Source organism: Pseudoalteromonas fuliginea (genome assembly GCF_000690055.1).
GTDB classification, from domain to species: Bacteria; Pseudomonadota; Gammaproteobacteria; order Enterobacterales; family Alteromonadaceae; genus Pseudoalteromonas; species Pseudoalteromonas fuliginea.
Window position 1 is genome coordinate 1 of sequence record NZ_JJNZ01000237.1, and the last position, 253, is coordinate 253.

Annotated in this window: 1 rRNA gene; it reads left to right on the forward strand. The window is 46.2% G+C overall.

From position 1 onward, the window contains the following. Positions 1-253: ribosomal RNA gene (locus DC53_RS00085) — 23S ribosomal RNA — on the forward strand; the annotation flags it as partial.

Here is a 253-nt window from a genome sequence, read left to right on the forward strand (position 1 = left end):
AGGAAAAGAAATCAACCGAGATTCCCTTAGTAGCGGCGAGCGAACGGGGACCAGCCCTTAAGTAATTAATAAGTCAGTCGAATGCTCTGGAAAGTGCGACGATAGAAGGTGATAGTCCTGTAGACGAAGACGAATTTTTTATGAAAACGAGTAGGACGGGACACGTGATATCCTGTTTGAAGATGGGGGGACCATCCTCCAAGGCTAAATACTACTAATTGACCGATAGTGAACCAGTACCGTGAGGGAATGG